Here is a 21022-nt window from a genome sequence, read left to right as displayed (position 1 = left end):
GGTTTTCGGCTACTTCTTGCCACCCTGCGCGGCCACGGCGGCTGCACCAGCAGCGGCAGCCTCCGGATCCAGGTAGGTGCCACCCGGGTTCACCACGGAACCGTCTTCGGCGATCTCGTAGACCAGCGGGATGCCCGTCGGGATATTGAGGCCGGCGATCTCCTCATCGGAGATCTGATCCAGGTGCTTGACCAGCGCGCGCAGGGAGTTGCCATGTGCGGCGATGAGAACGGTCTCACCCTTCTTGGCGCGCGGGAGGATCTCCTCTTCGAAGTAAGGAACGAAGCGCTCGACGACATCCTTCAGGCACTCCGTACGCGGAACCTGATCCAGGTTGGCGTAGCGCGGGTCACCGGCCTGGGAGTACTCGGCGCCGTCCTCCAGCTCCGGCGGCGGGGTGCCGTAGGAGCGGCGCCATGCCATGAACTGTTCCTCGCCGTACTTGTCCTTGGTCTCGGCCTTGTTGAGGCCCTGCAGTGCGCCGTAGTGGCGCTCGTTCAGGCGCCAATCGCGCACGACCGGAATCCAGTGGCGGTCTGCGGCATTAAGCGCAATGTTGGCCGTGCGGATGGCGCGGCGCAGGAGGGAGGTGTAGACAACGTTCGGCAAGATGCCCTGTTCCTTGAGCAGCTCGCCGCCACGCTTGGCCTCACCCTCACCCTTGGCGGTGAGGTTGACATCAACCCAACCGGTGAACTGGTTGGACTCGTTCCATTCGGACTGTCCGTGTCGAAGTAGAATCAGCTTTCCGTTACTCATAAACACCAGCATGCCACGTTTTTCGGCCGCTTGCCTGTGAACCCGGGCACATCACCCCTAACTGTGGGTTTATGCCCGCTTATGTGGGATTAGTATCCGATTGCCCGGCGCGCGTGGCAGTCCGGAATCTCAATACTCATCGCGTCGGCGTAGATGTTCTCCAACTGGCCGGCAGCCGCCGCCCAACTAAACTGCTGGGCGTGATCGACGGCGGCTTCACCCATGGCGATGCGGCGGGGGTCGTCGTCAAGCAACTGCTCCAGCGCATCCGCCCAATCTTGCGCCGAATGCGTGTGGACAAGCAGGCCAGTATCACCGTCCGCAACCGCGATGGGCAAGCCGCCGACAGCCGCCGCCACGACGGGCGTTCCGGAAGCCTGAGCCTCCATGGCCACCAGCCCAAAGGACTCGTTATAACTGGGGACCGCGACAATATCCGCGGCCTGATAGATGGCTACGAGCTCCTGTGGCGGGCGCGGGCTGAGGAAGCGCACGACGCGCTCCACCCCCAGCTCGCGGGCGAGGTTGTGGTAGGTATCCGGCGAGGAATTCGCCCCCGAAGCACCACCGCAGATGACGACGCGCAGGCGGCGATCCGGATCGCGCTCCATCAGCTCCGCCGTTGCGCGAATGAGCACGTCAGGGCCCTTGAATTTTTGCAGGCGGCCCACAAACGCCACCACCTTGGTGTGCAGCGGGATGCCCAGCTGGCGGCGCGCACGCTCCGTCATGCGGTCGGTGCCCGGGGTATAGAGTTCCGTGTCCGCACCCGGGGAGACCACAACGATATTGTCCGGCGATGCATCATAGTGCTCGATCAGATCGCGAGTCTCCTGGGCTGTATTAACCACCAGGATGTCAGCGTTATCCACCAGCTGCTGTTCACAGATGCGGCGCGCCTCAGTTTCTGGGGTGTCATCGAGAGTGCGGTGCACGTTCTTCACCGCGGCCAGCGTGTGTGCGGTGTGGACGAGGGGGATGTCCCACAGATCGCGCAATAACCAGCCCACCTGACCGGAGAGCCAATAGTGAGAGTGGATGACGTCATAGTCCACCTCAAAGCAGCGCGCGAAGTTATAAATCCCGCCCGTAAACGCAGCCAACTGGGTGGGCAGCTCTTCCTTGCTCAAGCCCTCATAGGGCCCCGCCACAATGTTGATGACGCGCAGGCGCTCCTCGACGCCCACCACCTCACCCTGGCTGGGGCGCGTGGCGCGGGTGAAAATATCGACCTCCACGCCGCGACGTGCGAGCTGGCGAGCAGTGTTGAGAACGTAGACGTTCATGCCACCCGCATCCCCGGAACCGGGCTGCTCAAGGGGCGAGGTATGCATGGAAATCATCGCGATGCGCATAATTTCCCAGTGTATCCCGAAACGACCCGCGTTATACTGGCCCGTACCTTAACCTACGCGACCGAAAGGTGAATCGATGTCGGCATACGAGTCCAATGCGTGGCTCCAGTACTACCCAGAGTGGACACCGCACAGCCTGGAATACGGGGACACCACGCTTCTCGACGTTTACGACAACAACCTCGCGCTCCACCCCGACAAGCCGGCAACCTACTTCTTCGGCCGCACGCAAACCTACGCCGAGCTGGATAAGCAGGTCCGCCGCGCCGCCGCCGGCCTGCGCGCCTTCGGGGTGCGCCCGGGGGACCGCGTGGCCATCGTCGCCCCCAACTGCCCGCAGTTCATCGCCTCCTTCTGGGCCGTGCTCAAGCTGGGCGCCATCGCGGTTTTGCACAACCCTCTCTACACTGCCCACGAGCTGGAGGGCTTGTTCCAGAACCACGGCGCGCGCATCGCTATTTCCTGGGATAAGACGGCCTCCACCTTGGAGAAGCTGCGCCCGACGACCTCCCTGGAGACCGTCGTCTCCATCAATATGATCAACGCGATGCCGACACCTCAGCGCCTGGCCCTGCGCCTGCCTATCCCGCCGCTGAAGTCCAAGCGCGATCAGCTCACCGCCCCGGCACCGAACACGGTGCCGTGGGAGTCCCTCGTGGGCAACGCCATTGGCGGCGATGGTTCTGATGTCATCACGCCGGAGGACGTCACCAAGGACACAACCGCGCTCATCCTCTATACCTCCGGCACCACCGGTAGCCCCAAGGGCGCGGAGCTGACCCACGGCAACCTTTTCTCCAACCTGCTCATGGGCAAGCACTGGGTCCCGGGCCTGGGCGATTCTCCGGAGCGCATGCTCGCAGCCTTGCCTTTCTTCCACGCCTACGGCCTGACCATGAACGCCACCTTGGCACCGCTCATCGCCAGCGAGCTGGTTCTGCTGCCGAGCCCGCAGATGCCGCTCATCATGGACCTGATGAAGAAGCACACCCCGACCTGGGTGCCGGGCGTGCCAACCCTGTACGAGCGCATCGTGGCGAAGGCGGAAGAAGATGACGTCTCCCTGGACGGCGTGCGCGCGGCCTTCTCCGGAGCGTCGACCCTGCCTGTCAATACCGTGGAGAAGTGGGAGAAGTACACCGGCGGCATGCTCGTGGAGGGCTATGGCCTGACGGAGTGTTCGCCCATCATCGTGGGTAACCCGATGAGTGATGCCCGCCGCCCCGGCTACGTGGGTATCCCCTTCCCGGATACCGAGATTCGCATTGCCAACCCGGACAACCTTGATGAGACCATGCCGGATGGCGAAGAAGGTGAGGTGCTGGCCCGCGGCCCGCAGATCTTTAAGGGCTACTTCGGCGATGAGGAAGCCACAGAGAAGGCCTTCCACAATGGTTGGTTCCGCACGGGCGATATGGGTGTGATGGAGGAAGACGGCTTTATCCGCCTGGTCAGCCGCATCAAGGAGATCATCATCACCGGCGGATTCAACGTCTACCCCGGTGAGGTTGAGGAAACCCTGCTGGATCACCCAGATGTGGCGGAGGCCGCCGTGGTGGGCCGCCCGCGTTCGGACGGTGCGGAGGACGTCGTGGCCTGCATCGTGCTTAACGACGGCGCCGCGCTCGACCCCGAAGGCCTCAAGGACTACTGCCGCGAGCGCCTGACCCGCTACAAGGTGCCGCGCACCTTCTACCACTTCGAAAAGCTGGCCACCGACCAGCTGGGCAAGATTCGCCGCCGCGAGGTTCAGGCGGATCTGCTCGAGCGCCTCAAAGCGGAGAAGTAGCACGCCATAGCCCCGGAACCGATCCCTGCGTGATAAACGCACATCACCGGGGCTATTGATTTATCCCGAAAAGATTTCGTTACTGCAAGCAACTTTGCAAAGATTTGCGAGACTTCCGTCACAAATTAGTTATACTATTTCACACATAACAAGTTTGACCACCTAAGGAGTTCGCGAACATGACCGAAGCCCCTGCTCAGGCCTCTTCCGCCTTTGAGACGAAAGCCTGGCTCCAGTACTACCCTGAGTGGACTAAACCTAATCTGGACTACGGCACCGAAACGCTTTTGGACTCCTACCGAGAGACCGTGGAGGAATTCGGCGACAGGCCGGCGACGTGGTTCTTCGGTCACCAGATGACCTACCGCGAACTCGATACCCACGTGCGCGCCGCCGCGGCGGGCCTCAAGGCCTTCGGCATCCGTCCCGGTGATCGCGTCGCCGTAGCACTGCCCAACTGCCCCCAACACGTGGCGGTGTTCTACGCCATCCTGAAATTGGGAGCAACCGTCGTGGAGCACAACCCGCTCTATACCGCGGCTGAGCTCGAGCCCCTCTTCCAGGATCACGCCGCCCGCGTGGCCGTGGTCTGGGATAAGGCGAGCCCCACCTTTGAGAAGCTGCGTGATTCCACACCGCTCGAAACGATTGTTACGGTCAACATGGTCGAGGCCATGCCGCGCCGCAAGCAGCTGCTGTTGCGCTTGCCGCTTCCCTTCATCAAGGACAAGCGCGCGGAGCTCTCGGCTGCTGCTCCCAATACCGTGCCGTGGAACGTGCTCACGGGGCGCGCCATCGGCGGGCAGGGCTACAAGCTGGAGGATGCGAAGGTCGATCTCAATGACACCGCACTCATTCTCTACACATCCGGAACCACCGGCAGGCCCAAAGGCGCGGAGCTGACCCACTCCAACCTGTATTGCAACATGAAGATGGCGGAAGCATGGGTCCCCGAATTGGGCAAGAAGGCCGAGCGCATGCTCGCCGCCCTCCCCCTCTTCCATGTCTACGGCCTCACCCTTATCGCCGCCCTCGGCGTGCACATCGGCGGTGAGCTCGTCCTCACCCCAGCTCCCAAGGTGCCGCTTCTTCTCGAGATCATGAAGAAGCGCCGCCCTACTTGGATGCCGGGCGTGCCCACGATCTACGCCAAGGTCATGGAAGCGGCCCAGGAACGGGGCATCGATCTGCACGGCATCGAGAACAGCCTTTCGGGCGCAGCGGCGCTACCGGCGGAGATCGTTGAGGAATGGGAAACGGTCACCGGCGGCCTGCTCGTAGAAGGCTACGGGCTCACGGAAACCTCGCCGATCGTGGCCGCGAACCCGCTCAACAAGAACCGCCGCCCCGGCTACATCGGTATCCCCTTCCCGGATACCGAGGTGCGCATCGGCAACCCAGACAACCTCAGCGAGACCCAGCCGGATGGCACCGCGGGCGAGCTCCTCGTGCGCGGACCGCAGGTATTCAAGGGCTATTTCAACATGCCGGAAGCCACCGAGCAGGCTTTCCACGACGGCTGGTACCGCACGGGCGACATGGCGGTTATGGAGTCCGATGGCTTCATCAAGATCGTCTCCCGCATCAAGGAAATGATCATTACCGGCGGCTTCAACATTTACCCGGCCGAGGTGGAAGACGTGATCCGCCAGCACCCAGACGTCACCAACGTAGCCGTCGTCGGCCGTCCGCGTGCGGATGGATCCGAGGACGTCGTGGCCTGCATCATCCTAGAGGACGGCGCGGTGCTCGACCCGGAGGGCCTCAAGGACTACTGCCGCGAGCGCCTGACCCGCTACAAGGTGCCGCGCACCTTCTACCACTTCGAGCACCTGGCCTCCGACCAGCTGGGGAAGGTCCGCCGCCGCGAAGTACAGAAGGACCTCCTGAAGCTGCTTGGAGAAGAGGCACCGGCCTAGGCAGCGCGGTCGATATAGCGCATCACGCGCATAGGGTTGAAGGTTCGGTAGAACGCTTCACCAGCACCGACAAGCTGGCTCACCAACGTGCTGAGCTGCCAATCCAGCTGCTCATCGGTGTAGCCCCACTTCGTGGGAATACGGGCCGTGGTCACCAGGACGAGATCCTGCTCTTCGCCGCCATCGAGGTTCACTACCTCGATGCGCGCTGAGTAGGCGTACTGGTCGCCATTCATAAACTCAGCCCAGCGCACGAGCGCATCAAGGTCGCAGGCACAGCGGCCGGAGGGAGTGACGAGGCTGAGCTCAATATCTCCGGAGCCATCACGAGCGGATTCAATAGTGATCGCGTGTTCATTGATAAGGATGCTCACCGCCCCATTCCGGTGATCCACCACGTGGACGGGCGTGCCGACCATCGCCAGGCGCGTAGCTCGCTCGTGGACCCGCCACATCCCCACTACTGAAACACCATAAGCTTCGCTGAAATAGTGGGGAGAGACCGGCTTGATCCCGGCCCCTTTGCGCGGCTTCGAGGGATGCTCCGGAAACTGCTCATCCAGGCGCGCGAAGACCGCCGACATCTCGGCCGCATAGCCCGCGATGATGCTCTTTAGCTGAGCATTCGTGGCCGTCGACGGCAGATAAGGCGGTGCGAAGATCCACAAGTGGGTGTGCATGTCGGAGCTTCCACAGGGCTCGGCCACGAGGTTGCCGGAGATCCCACCGCCGTTGAGATCGTTGACCTCCATGCGCAAAGGCTGCCGGTCCGGGTCGAAGCACACCGCACCACCCCAATACCCGAGCACGCAGAGGCCGCCCATCTCCTCGTTGACGTCGATGCTTAAGAATCCGCCGGCAATCTTGATGGTGGGCAAGCCGGTTGAGGAATCCTCCTCAAGCTTGCCTGCCAGCTTGGTCATGGTTTTGATAACTCGGCTCTTACTAATCCGAGCCGGTGTCTTGATTGTTTTCTTGGTTGCTGATTGAGACATCGTCCCCCCTTGATTTTTCTTTTCTCTATGCTGCGCTGACCGTTACGGAGCCACCCCGCTCCTCCCCGAGCCGCCGCAGTGAGGCCAAGAATACAAAAGGTTGTGCAACTTCGCGCGGCGGGCCCCTAAAGAGTGCACCCGCAGCCAAACGTGAGAAAAACCTCACATTTTCCGCGCGGGAGACACCTATGCGCAAGGGCTTCGACTACGGTGGCTCATCATGATTGTTCTGTAGGGCTAACTAAGTCTGCCCGCAGCTCTTCATCACACTGTTCCCCATCAGCTCAAAAGAGGAAAGATGCCTGTAACTATGCTGCATTCCATGCCCCGCCCGGCCGTACTTTTCGCCGGACAAGGCTCCGATTGGCAAGGTTTCATCGCCACCGCCGCGCAGACTGCCGCCACTGCCGAATCCCTACGTGAGGCCCTCGCCCAAGCCCGCAGCCTCACCGGCCCCGCCGCACGCACCATCGCCTCCACCTGCCCCGGCGCGCTGGAGCGCCTCGAACAGCTCATCGCTGGTTCCACCGAGTCCAGTCCCCTCGACGCGCTGCCGGCGGTATCCATCCCGGGCATCGTCCTGGGCCAGATTGCCGCCATCGAGCAGCTGCGTGACCTAGGCGTCGACATCAATGAGCGCGCTGGGCATTCGCAGGGAAGCTTGGGCGCGTTGGCCGTCGACAAGCCGGCGCACGCCCTCGCCCTGGCCATCCTGATGGGGACCGCCGCCAGTGCTGTCAACGGCTCCGATCCGCGCTCGCAGATGCTGTCTGTCCGTGGCCTGGAGCGCGGCTTCGTCACTGAGCACCTGCACGGCACCGCCGCCATCGCCGTGGTCAACGGGCGCCGCCACTTTGCACTGTCCGGCAGCCCGGAGGACCTGGCTGCCACCCGCACCGCCATCGAGGAGGCCGTCAAGGGCTTCAACGCCGAGCTGGAGAAGCGCACCATCGGCGGCGATGAGCTCAGCCCGCGCTTCGATGAGCTGCCCGTGGCCCTTCCCTTCCACAACCCGGTGCTGGCCATGGCGGCCGAGCGCACCGTGGCGCTGGCGCAGAAGTGCGGCCTCGACGCCGATGAGGCCCGCGCGCAGGCCGAGGCCATCCTGGTCAACGAACACGATTGGCCGGCCACGCTGGCTGCACTCAACTCCGAGCACCTCATTGTCTTGGACCGCGCGCTGACCGCCCTCACCCGCCGCGTCGTGGAGGGAACGGGTGTCACGGTGATCTCGGCCGCCACCCCGCAGGAGCTCAATGCGCTGGCCACACCAGGCACTGAACTGCCCAAGGCCCTCAACTACGCCGACTTCGCCCCGCGCACCATCGAGCTTCCCAATGGCCGCACCTATACCCAGACTCGTTTCTCCGATCTCACGGGCCTGTCCCCCATCATGCTGGGCGGCATGACGCCGACGTCTGCCGATGGTGAGATCGTCGCCGCGGCGGCCAACGCCGGACACTGGACGGAGATGGCCGGTGGCGGCATGTACTCCGATGAGGTCTTCCGCGCGCACCTGGCCACCATGGAAAAGCACTTGCGCCCTGGACGCACGGCGCAGTTCAACACCATGTTCTTCGACCGCTTCCTGTGGAACCTGCACTTCGGCCAGGCGCGCATCGTACCCAAGGCCCGCGCGGCCGGTGCGGCTTTCAACGGCGTGTGCATCTCCGCCGGCATTCCGGAGGTAGAGGAAGCCGGCGAGCTGCTGGACCGCCTCCACGCTGACGGTTTCCCCTTCATCTCCTTCAAGCCCGGTACCGCAAAGCAGATCCGGGATGTGCTGGCCATCGCCACGGCCTACCCGGAGGACCGCATCATCATGCAGGTCGAGGACGGCCACGCCGGCGGCCACCACTCCTGGGTCAACCTGGATGACATGCTGCTGGATACCTACACCGAAATCCGCCAGCACCCCAACGTCTACCTGGCCGTGGGCGGCGGCATCGCCTCCCCGGACCGCGCCACCTCCTACCTCACCGGTGAGTGGGCGATAAAGCACGGCCTACCCGCCATGCCTGTCGACGCCGTCTTCATCGGCACCGTCGCCATGGCCACCAAGGAAGCCAAGGCCACGGATTCCGTCAAGGACCTGCTGGTCAACACCACCGGTATTTCCCCGGAAGACAACGATGGCTGGGTCGGCCGCGGAACCGGCGCGCACGGCGTGGCGTCCTCCCAGTCCCACCTGCTGGCGGACATCCACGACCTGGATAATTCCTTCGCGGCGGCCTCGCGCCTGATTACTTCCCTGAGCATCGAGGAGTACCCGGCGCACCGCCAGGAGATCATCGATGCCCTGGCCAAGACCTGCAAACCCTACTTCGGCGATGTGGAATCCATGACCTACGCCGAGTGGCTGGAGCGCTTCGTGGAGCTGGCCCACCCGTTCGTGGATCCCAGTTGGGATGACCGCTTCCTCGATCTCCTCCACCGCGTCGAAGCCCGCCTCAACCCGGCGGACCACGGCCAGATTGAAACCCTCTTCACCAGCGTTGAGGACGTCCACGATGCCCCGCGGGCCGTCGCTAAGCTGCTGGCCGAATACCCCGCCGCACGTACCACCGAGGTCTCCGCGCGCGATGCCGCCTGGTGGATTTCGCTGCACTATAAGCACGTCAAGCCCATGCCGTGGGTTCCTGCCATCGATGGTGATCTCAAGAGCTGGTTTGGTAAGGACACCTTGTGGCAGGCGCAGGATGAGCGCTATACCGCCGACCAGGTGCGCATCATCCCAGGCCCCGTGGCCGTGGCGGGCATTACCAAGAAGAACGAGCCTGTGGCAGAGTTGCTTGCCCGCTTCGAGCAGGCCACCACGGATGCGCTGCTGGAGCAGGGCTCGTCCCCGCAGAAGGCTTTCTCCCGCCTGAATTCCGCCGCCGATGAGGCCGCGTTCCTGCGTACTTCTCCTACCCTGTTGTGGCACGGCCACCTCATGGCCAACCCGGCTTATGAGATGGATGAGAACGCCTTCGACCTGCGCCAGGATGCCGAGGGCAACTGGGAGATCGTCATCACCGCGGATTCCTACTGGGATGACCTGCCCGAGGAGCAGCGCCCCTTCTACGTTCGCGAGGTCACCGTCCCTGTGGACCTGCCGGAGGACGTGGCCACGGGTGGCTCCCCGGTGGTCTCCGAGGAGCGCCTGCCCAACTCCGTCTTCACCCTCCTGGAGGGCCTGGCTGGTGTCGGCTCCACGGCGGAGCAGGGCGATGAGATCACGGAGATGCCCACCGTCGAGTCTGGCTACTCCTTCCACTTCCCCGCCTCGCTGCTCTCCGCACACAGCGCGGTGACCTGCGGCGATGCTGCAGCCGAGAAGGCCGGCACCCCGGATGTTCTGGTCGGTCCCTGCTGGCCGGCCATCTATGCCGCGCTCGGCTCCGGGCGCTTGGAGGATGGCTACCCCGTCATCGAGGGCCTGCTCAACGCGGTGCACCTGGACCACGTCATCGACCTGCGCGTGCCGCTGGAGCAGCTTGCCGACGGCCGCCAGATCGACGTCACCTCCTCCTGCACCGCCATCGAGGAATCTGTCTCTGGGCGCATCGTCACGGTCGAGCTCGAGCTCAAGGACCACGCTTCCGGTGATGTCGTGGCCACGCAGATGCACCGCTTTGCCATCCGCGGCCGCGCCACCGGCACCGCCGCGCCGAGCCAGGCACCGGAGTGGGGCGGCGGCAAGTCCGCCACCAAGGTGGTGCCGACGCCGCGCTCCTTCGTCGACCGCGCCACCGTCACCGCCCCGCAGGACATGACGCCCTTCGCGCTGGTCTCCGGCGACTATAACCCGATCCACACTTCCTATAACGCTGCCCAACTGGTGAACCTGCAGGCACCGCTGGTGCACGGCATGTGGCTCTCGGCCGCCGCGCAGCAAGTGGCCGGACGCCACGGCCGCGTGGTGGGCTGGACCTACTCCATGTACGGCATGGTGCAGCTGGGCGATGACATCGAGGTCACCGTCGAGCGCGTCGGCCGCAAGGGTATCCATGAGGCCCTCGAGGTCACCTGCCGCATCGACGGCGAGGTGGTCTCCCGCGGCCAGGCTCTGCTCGCCGCGCCGACCACGGCGTACGTCTACCCCGGCCAGGGCATCCAGGCCGAAGGCATGGGCAAGGGCGACCGCCAGGCCTCCCCGGCAGCGCGCGAGGCGTGGCGCCGTGCCGATGCGCATACCCGCGAGAACCTGGGCTTTAGCATCCAGAAGATCATCGATGAGAACCCGACGGAGCTCACCGTTCGCGGAACTACCTTCCGCCACCCGCAGGGTGTGCTGCACCTGACCCAGTTCACGCAGGTGGCCCTGGCCGTGGTGGCCTATGCCCAGACCGAGCGCCTGCGCGCCGAGGACGCTCTGGCGCCGACCTCCTACTTCGCCGGCCACTCCCTGGGCGAGTACACAGCGCTGGCCTCGCTGGCGAATATCTTCGACCTCGAGGGTGTCATCGACATCGTCTACTCCCGCGGCTCCGCCATGGGCAGCCTGGTCCCGCGCGACGCGGAGGGTAACTCCGAATACGCCATGGCGGCACTGCGCCCGAACATGGCTGGTATTGATGCCGACAGCGTCGACGCTTGGGTGGCTGAGGTCGCCGAGGCCACCGGCGAGTTCCTGGAGATTGTTAACTACAACATCCGCGGTCAGCAGTACTCCGTCGCCGGCACCAAGAAGGGGCTCAAGGCCCTGGTGGACAAGGCCAATGCCATCGCCCCGCGCGCGGCGGTCATGGTCCCGGGCATCGACGTGCCTTTCCACTCCCGCGTGCTGCGCGAGGGTGTTCCGGCCTTCGCCGAAAAACTCGACGAGCTCCTGCCACAGGAGCTGGACCTCGATGCCCTGGTAGGCCGCTATATCCCGAACCTGGTGGCCCGCCCCTTCGAGCTCACCCAGGACTTCGTCGACGCCGTGGCCCCGCTGGCACCCTCCGGCAAGCTGGACGGGCTGAAGGTGGAGGACCTCTCCGAGCACGAGCTCGCCCGCCTGCTGCTCATTGAGCTGCTGTCCTGGCAGTTCGCCTCACCTGTGCGCTGGATTGAGACCCAGGACCTCCTCTTTGGCAAGGTCGAGCAGATCATCGAGGTCGGCCTGGCTTCTTCCCCGACCCTGACCAACCTGGCCACCCGCTCGCTAGCCGTCGCCGGCATCCCGGAGGGCACCATCCGCGTGCTCAACGTGGAGCGCGACCAAGAGCAGGTCATGCTTGCCGACGTCTCCGAAGCCCCCGCCGCCGAACCCGCTCCGGAATCCGACGCCGAGGAGGCACCACAAGCCAACGAGGCACCAGCCGAGGCTGCCGAGGCTCCGGCTGCGGCCGCGCCAGCTGCCGCACCTGCTCCTGCGCCTACCGCAGCCGCCGCCTCCGGCGACGCCCCCGAGCTGCGCTTCGGCGCGGCGGAGGCCATCATGGTGCTCTTCGCCTTCCAGAACAAGATCCGCGTGGATCAGATCGCGGACTCCGACACCGTGGAGGAGCTGACCAACGGTGTGTCCTCGCGCCGTAACCAGCTGCTCATGGACATGTCCGCGGAAATCGGCGTGCCGGCCATCGATGGTGCCGCCGATGCCGACGTGGCCACGCTCCGCGAGAAGGTCGCCACCGCCGCCCCGGGCTACTCCGCTTTCGGCCCGGTGCTGGGTGAGGCCGTCGGCGCGCGCCTGCGCCAGCTCTTCGGCGCTGCGGGCCTCAAGCCCACCGCCGTGGCGGACTACGTCACCGGCACCTGGGGCCTGCCCGAGTCTTGGGTTGCCCACGTCGAGGCAGAGATCCTGCTCGGCTCCCGCGAGGAGGACTCCGTGCGCGGCGGCTCGCTGAGCACCGTGCCGGCGAGCGCTACCTCGAAGTCCGCGGCGCACGAGCTGATCGACGCCGCCGTCCAAGCCGTCGCCGCTACCCACGGTGCATCCGTGTCCAAGGGCGCGGCCGCCGGTGGTGCCGGTGGCGGTGCCGTGGTTGACTCCGCTGCGCTCGATGCCTTCGCCGAGACCGTCACCGGTGAGAGCGGCGTGCTGGCGACTGTCGCCCGCCAGGTTCTCTCCCAGCTGGGCTTGGACTCCGAACCGGAGCTCATCGAGGCCCCTGACACCACCGTCATCGATGCCGTCGAGGCAGAGCTCGGCTCCGGCTGGCTCAAGTCCGTCACGCCGTCCTTCGATGCGAACAAGGCCGTGCTTTTCGACGATTCCTGGGCCATCGCCCGCGAGCGCCTCGCCCGCGTGGCGCTGGGTCAGGCCGAGTACCCGGTGGAGAGCTTCCGCGGTGCCGGCGAGGACCTGGCGCGTCAGGCCCGCTGGTGGAAGCATGAGGACATCGCGCAGGCCGCCGTGGACACCACCCCCGGCGCGTTCGCCGGTGAGGTTGCCCTGGTCACGGGTGCTGCCCCTGGTTCCATCGCCACCGCGCTGGTGGAGCGCCTGCTGGAGGGCGGCGCGACCGTCATCATGACCGCTTCCCGTGTCAGCCAGGCCCGCAAGGAATTCGCGCGCACGCTCTACGCCGAGCACGGCGCTGCCGGTTCCGCCCTGTGGCTGGTCCCGGCGAACCTGTCGAGCTTCCGCGATATCGACGCGCTCATCGACTGGATCGGCACCGAGCAGCGCGAGTCCGTGGGCAACGAGGTCAAGATTCTCAAGCCTGCGCTGACCCCGACGCTGGCCTTCCCCTTTGCCGCGCCGAGTGTCGCCGGTTCGCTGGCGGATGCCTCCGGAACGACCGAGACGCAGGCCCGCCTGCTGCTGTGGTCCGTCGAGCGCACCATTGCGGGGCTGGCGAGGTTGAGCCAGGGGGACGTCGACAAGCGCTGCCACGTCGTCCTTCCGGGCTCGCCCAACCGCGGCACCTTCGGCGGCGACGGCGCCTACGGCGAGGTCAAGGCCGCACTCGATGCCATCCTCAACAAGTGGAAGGTCGAAGCCGACTGGCCGCAGGGTGTCACCCTGGCGCAGGCCAAGATCGGCTGGGTGGCTGGCACGCACCTCATGGGCGGCAACGATGGGCTGGTGCCCGCCGCCGAGAAGGCCGGTATCAAGGTGTGGAGCCCGGAGGAGATTTCCACCGAGCTCATGGATCTGGCCAGCGCCGACTCGCGCGCGCAAGCAGCGCATGCCCCGGTGGAGAAGGACCTCACCGGTGGCTTGGAAGGCTTCTCCCTCACCGAGCTTGCTGCCGGTGCGGAAACCGCTAACGCAGTTCCGCACGAGGATAAGGACGCCCCCGCGACCATCACCGCGCTGCCCAACCAGGTACAAGCAGTACAGCCTGGGCTGGAGGAAGAAGTTGGCCAGGTCACCACGGATCTGGAGGACATGGTGGTCATCGCCGGTATCGGCGAAGTCTCCTCGTGGGGCTCCGGCCGCACGCGCTTCGAGGCCGAGTTTGGCCTGCAGCGCGATGGTTCCGCAGAACTGACCGCCGCCGGTGTGCTGGAGCTGGCGTGGATGACCGGACTGGTGGAATGGCGCGAGGATCCGCACCCGGGCTGGTTCGTGGTGGAGAGCGATGAAGAGATCGCCGAGGAGGACGTCTTCGAGCGCTTCCGCGATGAGGTCGTCGCACGCTCCGGTGTGCGCACGCTGACGGATAAGTACCACCTGACCGACCGCGGCTCCATCGATCTCACCACTGTCTTCCTCGACCGTGACGTCACCTTCACCGTGGATTCGGAGGCCACCGCCCGCGATATTCAGGACGCGGACCCGGAGTTCGTCAGCATCGTCGAGGCGGACGGCGAATGGCAGGTCACCCGCCGCCAGGGTGCCACCGTCAAGGTGCCGCGCAAGGCCACGCTGACCCGCACCGTCGCCGCGCAGATGCCGGATGACTTCGACGCCGCCAAGTGGGGAATCCCGGAGCACATGCTCGATTCCCTGGACCGCATGGCGGTGTGGAACCTGGTCAGCGCAGTGGATGCCTTCACCCAAGCCGGTTTCTCCCCGGCAGAGCTGCTGCGCTCCATTCACCCGGGTCAGGTAGCTACCACGCAGGGCACCGGTATCGGTGGCATGGAATCCCTGCACAAGGTCTTCGTCACCCGCTTCCTCGGTGAGGAGCGCCCGTCCGACATCCTGCAGGAGGCCCTGCCGAACGTCATCGCGGCGCACACCATGCAATCCCTGGTGGGCGGCTACGGTTCCATGATTCACCCCATCGGCGCCTGCGCTACCGCGGCGGTCTCGATTGAGGAGGCCGTGGACAAGATTGCCCTGGGCAAGGCCGATGTGGTCGTGGCCGGCGGTATCGACGATGTCCAGGTGGAATCCCTCCAGGGCTTCGGTGACATGAACGCCACCGCGGAGACCGCGAAGATGACTGCCAAGGGAATTGATGATCGCTTCATCTCCCGCGCCAACGACCGCCGCCGCGGCGGCTTCCTCGAAGGCGAAGGCGGCGGCACGGTCCTGCTAGTTCGCGCCTCACTAGCAGCCGACTTAGGACTGCCGGTGCTCGCGGTGGTCGCGCACGCTGCCTCCTATGGCGACGGCGCCCACACCTCCATCCCGGCCCCGGGCCTGGGTGCGCTGGGCGCTGGCCGCGGCCGGGAGAACTCCCGCCTGGCGCGCTCGCTGCGCGGTCTGGGCCTGACGCCAAACGACGTCAGCGTCCTGTCCAAGCACGACACCTCCACCAACGCCAACGACCCCAACGAGTCGGAGCTGCACTCCCTGCTGTGGCCGGCGATTGGCCGCGATGAGGACCAGCCGATGTTCGTCATCTCCCAGAAGACGCTCACCGGCCACTCCAAGGCGGGTGCCGCGCTCTTCCAGACTGGCGGCATCATCGACGTCTTCCGCACGCACCGCATCCCGGCGAACGTGTCCCTGGACTGCGTCGACCCGCTCATCGCCCCGAAGGCGCCGAACCTGGTGTGGCTGCGCTCCCCGCTGGACCTCGCAGCAGCGGGACGCAGCGTGAAGGCAGCGGCACTGACCTCGCTTGGCTTCGGCCACGTCAGCGCGCTCATCGTTTACGCCCACCCCGGCGTGTTCGAGCAGGCTGTGTCCCAGCAGCGTGGGGCGGATGCCGCTTCCCAATGGCGTGAGCGCGCCGAGCAGCGCCTGCGTGCTGGCCGCGCCCACTTTGAGGCCGGCATGCTGGGCCGCGCCCCGCTCTTCGAGGTCATCGAAGGCCGCCGCCTCCCGGCACGCGACGCCAAGGCCGCCGAGATTGCCATGCTTCTCGACGACTCCGCGCGCCTCACCGAAGACGGCACCTACCCCTCCGCCTAAGGCGCAGATCCCCTAACAGCAAGCCCTAAGAACAAGCCGAGGACGTCCGCTAAGAAGCGAGCCTCCTCGGCTTCTTTTCTACCTGTGCCCCTCGCCTCGTGATAGTTTTCGCATAAGGCACCGTTTACTTGATTGCGAGACTTCCACGAACCAGAGGACGAAGCATGGATATTGAAAAATTCCTCATGACAGCTGTCGGCTCACTCAGCGTCATTTCCCTTATCGGGTGGCTCTCCGCTGACTACGAGTGGTCAACCAGGGCCACAACGGTAATGGGGTTTGGATTCCTTATCTCAGCACTGATTGACAAGCGCAGGCAAGAAAAGGCCGCGGGCCAACGCCGGGTTCCAGAAGAGTCTGTGCAGTAACCGCCCGGCTTCACAACTGCCCTATCTGCCAAACTTATCGCCGATCCATGCAACGCGGGGGCAAGGTTTTGGCATCTAGGCGCGTTCTTCCTCTGATTCCTCCGCCTGCTCGTCCTGCACCTGCCGCGCATTATCTGAAATCTCACGTGCCCTCTGCTCCAAGCTCTCCTGGGCGCGGGCCTGGGCTTGGGATGAATTCTCGGCGCGCGGCGGAGCTTGGATGAAACGCTCGGAGTGCAATCCCAGCTGCAGCTCCTTAGCGCGCAGCACCTCGGCATCTATCTTGATGCCGACGATGAGCACAGTGTTCATCAGCCACATTGCCACGAAGACCGCCATGACGGTACTCAGCGCACCATAGGCGCTGGCCGCAGCAAGGTACTTCAGGTAGAGACCCACCAAACCCCAGGACACAACCGTGCCCACGAGCGCCACGATGGAACCGTAGGTAATCCACCTAAAACGCCCCGGCCGCACGTTGGGGCTGAAGTGATAGAGCACCGCGATAAGCGTGAGAACCACAACCACGGTGACTGGGAAGCGCAGCCAGTTCCACACCGGGAGAAAGATTCGCACCAGGTACGTGGCGGCATCTTCTAGTCCTACGTTGCGAGCAAGCGGAATCAGCCCCTCATTAAGAACTGCATCACGCAGTAAGTTGGCAAAAAGCACGATGACCGCGCCCACCACGATGACTGCTGTCAGCCCCCACATCAGCGACCAGGTCCGGATGATGCCGCGACCTTCCACCCGGCCGTACACGGTATTGGCTGTGCGTGAGAAGGCCCGCACATACGCCGAGGCAGAAAACAGCGAAATGGCCAGGGAGATGATCAAGGCCAACGTGCCCTGCGCGCTGGAGCCAATAATCGTCCCGACGACCGTATGTGCTTGCTCAGAAAGCGAACCTGGGACGTACTGTTCGACGAGCTCAGAGGTCAGTTGCTCCACTTCCGCTTGGCGGGAGGAGAAGATGAGCGTGACAATGGAGTAGGCGGCCAGTACCGTTGGTGCAAAAGCCATGAGCGTGAAGTAGGTCATCCCGGCGGCGCGGTCCATGAAGGCATCGTGGAAGAAGTCATTCCACGTACGGCGGATGACCAGCCCCCAGCTTGCCTTGCGCAGACGGTTGCCTTTGGCGAGGGGGTTGTGTTCTTCATCGTGGCCCTGGACCTCCAGGACGGTCGGGCCTTTAAACGGCACGATTGTCTCCGGCTCCTCGGCCGACATAGCGTTGCCGTCAATCTCCTCTTCGCTCATATCTGACCAGCGTATGCGGCACAGCGCGCATTCAGGGGAAGGACACTCGGGCCACAGCCAGAGCCGTGGTTACACTGGGGAGGCATGACTGAGAAGAACACCGAGACCAAGATCAACGTAAAGTCCTTCGAGCTCGATCACCGGCTTGTCGCCGCCCCCTATATCCGCGTCGCCGACCGCACCGACCTGGGCGGCGGGGTCGAGATTATCAAGTATGACCTGCGCTTCTGCCAGCCCAACAAAGAGCACCTCGGTACCGAAGCACTGCACTCGGTCGAGCACATGATGGCCAACTTCATGCGCAACTACACCGACAAGCTCATTGGTTTTGCCCCGATGGGCTGCCGCACCGGCTTCTACGCCATCACCAACGGCATGGAGCAGGATGAGCTGCTCCGCGCTGTCGAGGGCGCGCTCAATGACATCCTCAATGCCACTGAGGTTCCCGCCGCCAACGAGGTGCAGTGCGGCTGGGGCGCCCACCACTCACTCGAAGGCGCGCAGGAGGCCGCACGCAACTTCCTCGCGGCCAAGGAAGAGTGGCTCAACGTCATGGCCTAAATGGCCATGACATCGGGGGCGGCGGCCCACCCGTCCTAGGACTCGAGGCGTCGGATCTGGGTGCGGGCGACGAACAGCCCGGCGACGCCAAGCCCCAAAACACTCGCCATCAAGGTGCAACGTGCTGCGCTGAACTCCGCGAACAGTCCAGGGATCAATAGGATCGCCGCCACGCAGAGAAGGCTCGAAGCAAAGAGGAGGATGGCAAAGAGTACGTCTTTGGGGATGTACATGCGAGGTCCTTTCTAGGCGGCTAGTGACTGCCTGCGGCGAACTAGTAATTCAACGCTATTTTAAATATTTCGCACTTATATTTCTACCCCTAGCCAGATGGGCTCCGGCTCCAACGTCACGCCGAAGGCCTTCTGTACCCCGGCGCGGATGTCGCGGGCCAGCGCAACGATATCGTCGGCGGTGGCCTCACCGCGGTTGGTCAGCGCCAGGGTGTGCTTGGTGGACAAGGTTGCCTTCGCGCCTGACTCTTCACCTGGGTAGCCCTTGGCAAAGCCGGCGCGCTCGATGAGCCACGCGGCGGAGAGTTTTTCCATCTTCCCCGACGTGGTGCCGCTTGCCGGCACCACGTGTCGCGGCATGCGGTAAGCATCCTCGTCGCCGCGGGTGGCGCGGACTGCTTCCTGGATGGAATCGGCAAGCTCGGGCTCGACGATGGGGTTGGTGAAGAAGGAACCGGCCGACCATGTGTCGTGGTCTTCTGGGTCAAGCACCATGCCCTTGCCGCGGCGCAGCTTCAATACGTCCTCGCGGACGTCGGCCACGGGGCGGCGCTCACCAGGGTTCTGGGTGAGCTGGCCAAAGCGCAGGGGCCTCGACAGGCCGTCGGTAGTCAGCTGCAGCTCAATAGCCAGCACCACGCCGCGCCCGGTGAACTTCAGGTTGGAGTAGCGATAGGCCAACTCCAGGTCCGCGGCCGGCACCCACGTCGCGGTCTGGGTAGCGCGCTCGTAGAGATAAACCTGCGTGAGGACGTCGGAGGTCTCCGCGCCATAGGCGCCGACATTCTGCACCGGCACGGCACCCGCATTGCCCGGAATCCCGGAAAGGCACTCGATGCCGCCCAGGCCGCAGTCCACGGACAAAGCCACGACGTCATCCCACACCGCGCCCGCATCAGCGCGCACGAGGCCGCTGGCCACGGAGACGTCGATGTCCTCGAAGTCGAGGATGACCACCACGACATCCAGCTGACCTTCCGCCACCACGAGGTTGGAGCCGCCGCCGACGACGAGGTAGTCCTGGGAGGCGTCGTCAAGCGCTGCCAGCGCAGCGATGGCGGCCTCAGCGCTGGCGCAGCGCACCGTCACCAGCGGGGCACCGCCGATGCGCAGCGTCGTGAGATCGGCGAAGGTGGTCTCGGAATCAAGCGTGACTCCGTCAATATCAGCGAGGGTCAGGAATTTATCTAGCACGTCTACCAAGGTAGTCTGTAACTCATGTCAACCCGTAGCGAAAACACCGTGATCATCAACCAGCCCATCGATAAGGTGCACAAGGCACTGTCCACCCAGGAGTACTGGGACTTCATCGTGGCCAAGCTCTCCCCGGAACCGGGCACCGTGCACGAGTTCACCGGCAACACCGCCGTGCTCTACGAGATTCTTCCGACCTCCCTCCTCCCGGAGGCCGTCCGCGCTATGGTCTCCCAGGACCTCAAGGAAAAGCGCACCGTGACCATCGGCGAGGTTGTCGATGATCAGATGTCCGTCTCCTTCACCGCTGACGTCAAGGGCACCCCGGTCGACTTCAAGGGCGACATCACCTACAAGGGCCAGGGCGAGTCCACCGCTCTGGATTACGTCTCTGAGGTTTCCGTCAACATCCCGATGATGGGCGCTGCCATCGAACCGAAGGTCGCTGAGGCTCTGCAGGAGCTCTACACCAACGAGGGCAAGCTCACCGAAGAGTGGATCTCCAACAACCTCTAAACAGCTCTCTACAACGCAGTTGTTGCCATGGCCGATCACGCGCATAACCTGAAGGCTCAGGAAAGCGCTGGTCGGCCTTTTGGCGTTATTACCCGCGGCACCACTAATCCCAACCGCCTGCGCCGCTGCGATCGCTGGATGGTGGCGCACCCGGAAATCTCCTCGCTGCTGCGCTCCACGAGTAAGCCGCTGGCGCTCGACGTCGGCTACGGCGCCTCCCACACCACCACGGTGGAGTGGGCCGGCTGGCTGCGCAGCGTTAATCCTCATACCCGGGTGACGGGTCTGGAGATTTCCCCCGAGCGCGTCCTGCCGCCGCGCGATGGCGTGACCTTTGAGCTCGGCGGCTTCGAGCTGGCCGGCTACCACCCGCAGCTGGTGCGGGCCTTCAACGTGCTGCGCCAGTATGACGTGGACCAGGTGGAGAAAGCCTGGAACACCGTGAACTCGCGCTTGGCCCCCGGTGGGTTCTTCGTGGAGGGAACCTGCGACGAGCTGGGGCGCAGGGCGGCCTGGGTGCTTCTCGACGCCTCCGGCCCACGCACCCTAACCCTCGCCTGGGATCCCTTCGACGTTGCGCGCCCCAGCGATATCGCGGAGCGCCTGCCCAAAATCCTCATCCACCGCAACGTGCCGGGTGAGCCGATCCACGAGCTCTTGCAGGCAGCCGACGCCGCCTGGGACCGCGCCGCCGGCTGGTCTCCTTATGGCCCGCGAGTGCGCTGGCGCATGGCGCGCGAAGAACTCCGGCACACAGTTCCCATCCATCCGGTACACCGCCGCCTGCGGGATAACGTGCTCACAGTGGATTGGAACCTGGTAGTTGGCCATCTTTAAGCCGGTGCGC

General features: G+C 64.6%; 13 protein-coding genes. 7 read left to right on the top strand and 6 right to left on the bottom strand.

The genetic code is table 11. The features are described from left to right. Positions 1–9: 9 nt before the first annotated feature. Entirely contained in the window at positions 10–759 is a 750-nt protein-coding gene (locus HMPREF2604_RS04735; protein ID WP_070563655.1) for a phosphoglyceromutase, read from the bottom strand. An 89-nt stretch (positions 760–848) separates the two neighbouring features. Then, positions 849–2114: a D-inositol-3-phosphate glycosyltransferase gene (mshA, locus tag HMPREF2604_RS04730; RefSeq protein WP_070563636.1), complete on the bottom strand. Its 1266-nt coding sequence runs from the start codon at positions 2112–2114 to the stop codon at positions 849–851. A gap of 76 nt (positions 2115–2190) precedes the next feature. Here mshA and HMPREF2604_RS04725 point away from each other — a divergent pair, with 76 nt between their 5' ends. Together HMPREF2604_RS04725 and HMPREF2604_RS04720 are read left to right on the top strand one after the other, a co-directional pair. After that, entirely contained in the window at positions 2191–3903 is a 1713-nt protein-coding gene (locus HMPREF2604_RS04725; protein WP_070563633.1) for a long-chain-fatty-acid--CoA ligase, read from the top strand. Between the two features lie 179 nt (positions 3904–4082). Further along, positions 4083–5822 (top strand): long-chain-fatty-acid--CoA ligase, encoded by a 1740-nt coding sequence (locus HMPREF2604_RS04720; protein WP_070563630.1) that lies wholly within the window; start codon positions 4083–4085, stop codon positions 5820–5822. Here HMPREF2604_RS04720 and HMPREF2604_RS04715 read toward each other — a convergent pair. Further along, positions 5819–6745 (bottom strand): hypothetical protein, encoded by a 927-nt coding sequence (locus HMPREF2604_RS04715; protein ID WP_070563627.1) that lies wholly within the window; start codon positions 6743–6745, stop codon positions 5819–5821. The genes HMPREF2604_RS04720 and HMPREF2604_RS04715 overlap by 4 nt on opposite strands. Positions 6746–7115: 370 nt before the next feature. Between HMPREF2604_RS04715 and HMPREF2604_RS04710 the strand changes: the two genes are divergently transcribed. Beyond that, a complete protein-coding gene (locus HMPREF2604_RS04710; RefSeq protein ID WP_070563624.1) occupies positions 7116–16043 on the top strand; it encodes a type I polyketide synthase in 8928 nt (2975 codons plus the stop codon). A gap of 164 nt (positions 16044–16207) precedes the next feature. Next, complete coding sequence (locus HMPREF2604_RS04705) at positions 16208–16411, top strand: hypothetical protein (RefSeq protein ID WP_070533974.1); 204 nt, start codon at positions 16208–16210, stop codon at positions 16409–16411. Positions 16412–16486: 75 nt separating this feature from the next. Here HMPREF2604_RS04705 and HMPREF2604_RS04700 read toward each other — a convergent pair whose 3' ends face one another. Continuing rightward, complete coding sequence (locus tag HMPREF2604_RS04700) at positions 16487–17671, bottom strand: YihY/virulence factor BrkB family protein (RefSeq protein ID WP_227486026.1); 1185 nt, start codon at positions 17669–17671, stop codon at positions 16487–16489. A gap of 84 nt (positions 17672–17755) precedes the next feature. Here HMPREF2604_RS04700 and HMPREF2604_RS04695 point away from each other — a divergent pair, with 84 nt between their 5' ends. After that, on the top strand, positions 17756–18232 hold the full coding sequence (locus HMPREF2604_RS04695) for an S-ribosylhomocysteine lyase (RefSeq protein WP_070563621.1): 477 nt from the start codon (positions 17756–17758) through the stop codon (positions 18230–18232). Between the two features lie 35 nt (positions 18233–18267). Here HMPREF2604_RS04695 and HMPREF2604_RS04690 read toward each other — a convergent pair whose 3' ends face one another. Continuing rightward, a complete protein-coding gene (locus HMPREF2604_RS04690; RefSeq protein ID WP_070533977.1) occupies positions 18268–18465 on the bottom strand; it encodes a hypothetical protein in 198 nt (65 codons plus the stop codon). Positions 18466–18540: 75 nt separating this feature from the next. Then, a complete protein-coding gene (locus HMPREF2604_RS04685) occupies positions 18541–19659 on the bottom strand; it encodes a UDP-N-acetylmuramate dehydrogenase (RefSeq protein WP_070563618.1) in 1119 nt (372 codons plus the stop codon). Between the two features lie 24 nt (positions 19660–19683). Here HMPREF2604_RS04685 and HMPREF2604_RS04680 point away from each other — a divergent pair, with 24 nt between their 5' ends. Further along, entirely contained in the window at positions 19684–20175 is a 492-nt protein-coding gene (locus tag HMPREF2604_RS04680; protein WP_070521152.1) for a DUF2505 domain-containing protein, read from the top strand. Between the two features lie 27 nt (positions 20176–20202). Next, the gene (locus tag HMPREF2604_RS04675; protein WP_070563614.1) at positions 20203–21012 is read left to right on the top strand and encodes a class I SAM-dependent methyltransferase; all 810 of its coding nucleotides are present in this window, start codon (positions 20203–20205) and stop codon (positions 21010–21012) included. Positions 21013–21022 lie beyond the last annotated feature (10 nt).

The organism is Corynebacterium sp. HMSC055A01 (assembly GCF_001809405.1).
In the GTDB taxonomy this organism is placed as follows: domain Bacteria; phylum Actinomycetota; class Actinomycetes; order Mycobacteriales; family Mycobacteriaceae; genus Corynebacterium; species Corynebacterium hesseae.
Note: the sequence above shows the minus strand (reverse complement) of the source record. Positions and strands in the feature narration are given on the sequence as shown.